General features: G+C 74.6%; 1 protein-coding gene and 2 pseudogenes. All 3 read left to right on the plus strand.

All coding sequences use genetic code 11. The features are described from left to right. The first annotated feature begins 324 nt into the window (after nucleotides 1-324). Nucleotides 325-1,785, plus strand: a complete 1,461-nt coding sequence (locus NH602_RS28660; RefSeq protein WP_073576609.1) for a hypothetical protein — start codon at nucleotides 325-327, stop codon at nucleotides 1,783-1,785. Further along, nucleotides 1,782-2,519 (plus strand): annotated as a pseudogene (locus NH602_RS28665) (hypothetical protein); the annotation flags it as partial. The gene NH602_RS28660 and the pseudogene NH602_RS28665, both read left to right, overlap by 4 nt. A gap of 520 nt (nucleotides 2,520-3,039) precedes the next feature. Further along, nucleotides 3,040-4,260 (plus strand): annotated as a pseudogene (locus NH602_RS28670) (hypothetical protein); the annotation flags it as partial.

Below are 4,260 nucleotides of genomic sequence, written 5' to 3' on the forward strand. Positions count from 1 at the left end.
GCGGTGCGGGGCAGCTCCGGGGGCAGCAGGTCGGCGGTGCGCGCGATCGCGGCGCCGGTCGGGACGACGGTGAGCTCGTCCGGGGCGCCGCCCGCGCCGAGCGCGAGGGCGGTGCCCCCGCCGACGAGCAGGAGACCGGTGGCGGCGACGGCGGCGACGGTGAGCGGGGTACGCACGGTGATCTTCCTCCGAGAGGTTCCGGCTGGTCCGGGTCGGTGCGACCCGGATGCTGGTGGGAACTGTGCCGCCGCCCGCCCCAAGGCCGCGCTGCGTGAGCCCTAAGGCGGCGTTAGGGCCCGGAGCGGCCGAACTACAGTCGTCAGGGTGTCGACCATCAGCCCGGACGAGGGAGTGGCGCGCCGGCTGAAGGCCCTGGCCTGCACGGCGCCGCTGCACGATCTCGACGCCCGCAAGGGGCGGCTCGACTGGGACGCGACCGGCTACCAGATGGCCGAGATCGGCCTGCAGGCGATCGACCAGGTCACCCTGGCCATGGACTTCGACCACGGTGCCGACCACGCGGAGGTCGTCCGGCGGCTGCTGCCGTTCGTGGGCGCGCAGGTGCCGGGGGCGCCGCGGTCGGAGTACGTCCGCGTCGCGCAGTGGGTGATCGACAACCTGATCAACGTGGGGTCGATCGACCGCGGGTTCGCCGTGGAGTACGGCACGACCGACGACGACGGGCGCTACGTGCGTCGCCGATTCGACTTCAAGCTGCTCGTCGAGGTGGCCGCCCCGGACGGCGGGATCTACCTGCGCGCCTCGGACGAGGCGATCAACGTGCTGGTCGGGGCGTTGGACACCGACGTCGAGTCGGCCCAGGAGGCGGCCGAGACGAAGCTGGAGACGCTGATCGTCCGCGGTCGTCTCGGCGACGCCCGGCTGGCGGCCGAGCAGGCCCGCTACCGGACCGTGCAGTACGCGGAGTCGTTGCGGCGCAAGCTGGAGGCGACCCGGCGCGACGTCCGCTCGGTGGACTGGCTCGACGCCGTCCCGCAGCTGCTCGACGAGGCACTGACCCATATCGAGTCCCGCTACCGCGCCGAGACGATGATCAAGGCGAACATCGCCGACGCCCGTGACGAGGCCACCGAGCCCGGGCGCCGCAGGCAGGCCGCGGAGCTGGTGACCGTCGTCGACGACTGCATCCAGCGACACACCCAGCTGCAGGCACGGTTGCAGGAGGCGGGCGCGTCGTTCCGCGCCGAGCAGGACCGCCAGCAGTTCTCCGGGAAGCCGAAGCGGGCCGCCGTCGACGTGTTCGGGCAGCTGCTGCGGCCGTCGCTGGCGCTGACCGTCGAGGCGGCGCACGACCCGGTGACCGGCTACTTCGGTGCCGGGGCCGGGGTGCGGAACCCGTCGGTGCCGAGCCTGGGCGGGCTGGTCGAGACGTTGCTGACACCGCCGAGCGACCGTGACCCGTTCGGCGCCGAGGTGCCCGAGCCGGAGCTGGCGCCGCAGCCGCGCGAGCGGTTCGGGGTGGACACGTGGGCGGCCGCCGACGCGGTGCTGCCCGCCGACGTCGAGCACCCGGTGCGGCTGTCCGCGGCGCTCGCGGCGGCCCGCGCGGCCGGGGCGGACCTGCCGCAGCTGGTCGCGTTGCGGGCGATGCACGCCGTCGGGACGGCGGTGGCCACGGCACGGACCCAGGGCGACCCGTCGGTGCTGGTCGCGGTCGACGACGGGACGGTCCTCGACGACCCCGAGTTCGGCGGCGCGGACCTGCTGCTGGCGCGGGCCGGGGTGCAGGGCGGACAGACGAACCGACGGACGGCGCAGACATGAGTGACACCGAGACCGCGGCCCGCCTGGTCGGCTACGGCATGCGCCCCAAGGCGCTGCCCGGCCGCGACCCCGACTACGCCGACCTGGTCCGGCGCTACCGCGAGGACGACGAGTTCCGCACGACCGTGCAGCGCGTCGCGTCCGGTCTGGGCCTGGTGGTGCTGGCCGTCGACACCGGCCCGGGCATCGTGCTCGCCGCGACCGAGGGCTCGGTGTTCGAGATCCGGATGGACGAGTACGCCCGCCGCACCGCCTTGGCCAACCGGGGCGCCGACAAGGTCCTGCACGGGATCGCACACCTCGCCGTCGCCGCGCTGGCCTTCCCCCGCCCCGACGACCTCGGCGACGACTCCTACGTCGGCCGGGTCTCGGTGGAGCTCGTCGACGGCGCCGTCCGCGAGGCCTGCCGGGTGCTGAACGAGCGTGCCGCGGGTCCCGCCGACCCCGAGTCCGACGCCCCGCAGCTCGAGGAGGTCTGGCGGGTCTGGCAGCGTCGTCCGGAGGCCACCGCGACCAAGGACGGCCGCGTCGGGGAGTCCACCACCCGCGGAATCGTCGGCAAGGCGCTGCGGTTCCTCGCCGACCAGGGCTTCCTCGTCCCGGTCGGCGCGGAGGGCGCCTACCGGACGACGCCGCGCTACCAGGTGCAGGTGCGCGAGCTCGCGGCCCAGCGGGCCTTCGACGAGCTGCTGGCCCTGAACGTCCTGCCCGCCGCGACCGCCGCCGGGACCCTGGTGACCGAGCACGACGGCGTGTTCGACGCGCCCGGGTCCGGTGCTCAGGGCGCGGCCGGGACGGGAAGCGCGCCCGACCTCGACGATCCGCCGGGGTCGGGGGAGACGGCCGGGCCGTCGTCGGCACTCGATCCGGAACCCGCGGCGAGGCAGCCTGTGGGGGAGACCTCCTCGGACATCGTTCATCCGGTGAACGGGGCGAACGGTGCCGGGACCGACGGCTCGGTCGGCTCGGTCGGCTCGGACACCGTGTCCGTGGAACTCGCTTACCCGGTAAGCGAGTTCGTGCAGAGCGGTGTCGGGGGTGACGGCGTGACCGGTGACCCGATGGGCGTTGTCGATCCCGTCGGCGGGGCTGTGTCGGGGGAACCCGCTGACCCGGTAAGCGAGTTCGCACAGGACGGTGCCGGGGGTGGCGACACGGCCGGGGACCGACACCCTGCCGATACGGGTACGGAGCGTGCGGATCCGGCCGGCCCGTCGGACACCCCGCCGACCGACCACCGCACGGAGGACCGCGATGTATGAGCTGACCCGGGTCCGCCTGTTCTCCGTCGGTCCGACCGCCGCGCGCTACCAGGACGTCGCACTCGACCTGCGGGGCGTCGGGGCCCCGGTGAAGGTCGCAGTCCAGGAGGACCTGTTCGCCCCGGACGCGCTCGACCGCTCGACGCCGCGTCGGCCGTCGCCGGCGTCGGTGCTGTTCCTGGAGAACGGCGGCGGCAAGTCCGTCCTGCTCAAGCTGATCTTCTCGGTCCTGCTGCCCGGGCGGCGCCAGGTCGTCGGGACCACCAGCACCACGGTGCTGGAGAACTTCGTGCTGGCCGAGGACGTGGCGCACGTCGTCTGCGAGTGGATGCACGTCGGTACCGGGCGGCTGCTGGTCACCGGGAAGGTGTCGGAGTGGCGCGGGCACGTCGCCTCCAGCGACCCGGAGAAGCTGGCCGACGCCTGGTTCTCCTTCCGGCCGGTCCCGGGGATGGGCCTCGACGACCTGCCGTTCACCCACGATGGGCGCCGGGTCACCCTGGCCGCCTTCCGGGAGCGCCTGCAGACCGCGCACCGCGAGCACCCCGACGCCGAGCTCGCCTGGGAGACCGGGCACCGGGACTGGACCCGCCACCTCGTCGAGGTCGGCCTGGACCCGGAGCTGTTCCGCTACCAGCGCGCGATGAACGCCGGCGAGGGCGAGGCCGCCGAGGCGTTCTCGTTCTCCTCCGACGAGGCGTTCGTCGACTTCCTGCTGCGCGCGGTGCTCGACCCGGCGGAGCCGCAGAACGTCGCCGAGCTCGTCGCCGGCTACGCCGACCGGCTCGCCCAGCGCGAGGAGCTGGAGACCGAGCGGGAGTTCGTCGACGGCACGCTGTCCCGGCTCGAGCCGATGGTCGACGCCGAGGCCACCGCGATCGCCGCCCGCGACACCGAGACGGCCGCGCGGACCGAGCTGGCGGCGACCGCGTCGCGGATCGCGGCCCGCCGGATCGCCGAGGAGGCCCGCTCGGTGACCGCCGCCGAGGAGGCCACCGGCGCGGTCGAGGCCGAGCAGTCCGCGGCCCGGACGGCGGAGCGACTGCAGGACACCGTCGGTGAACTGCGCAGACTCACCGCGGGGCTCGCCGTCGAGGCCGCCGAGCGGACCGCGGCCGAGGCGACCCGCGAGCGCGACGCCGCGTCGGCCGTCTCGATGGCCCGCGACGCCGTCGAACCGGTCCTGGCGCACCGCGTCGCCGCCGCCGAGGCC

It is taken from the genome of Pseudonocardia sp. McavD-2-B (assembly GCF_024124365.1).
Lineage (GTDB): Bacteria > Actinomycetota > Actinomycetes > Mycobacteriales > Pseudonocardiaceae > Pseudonocardia > Pseudonocardia alni.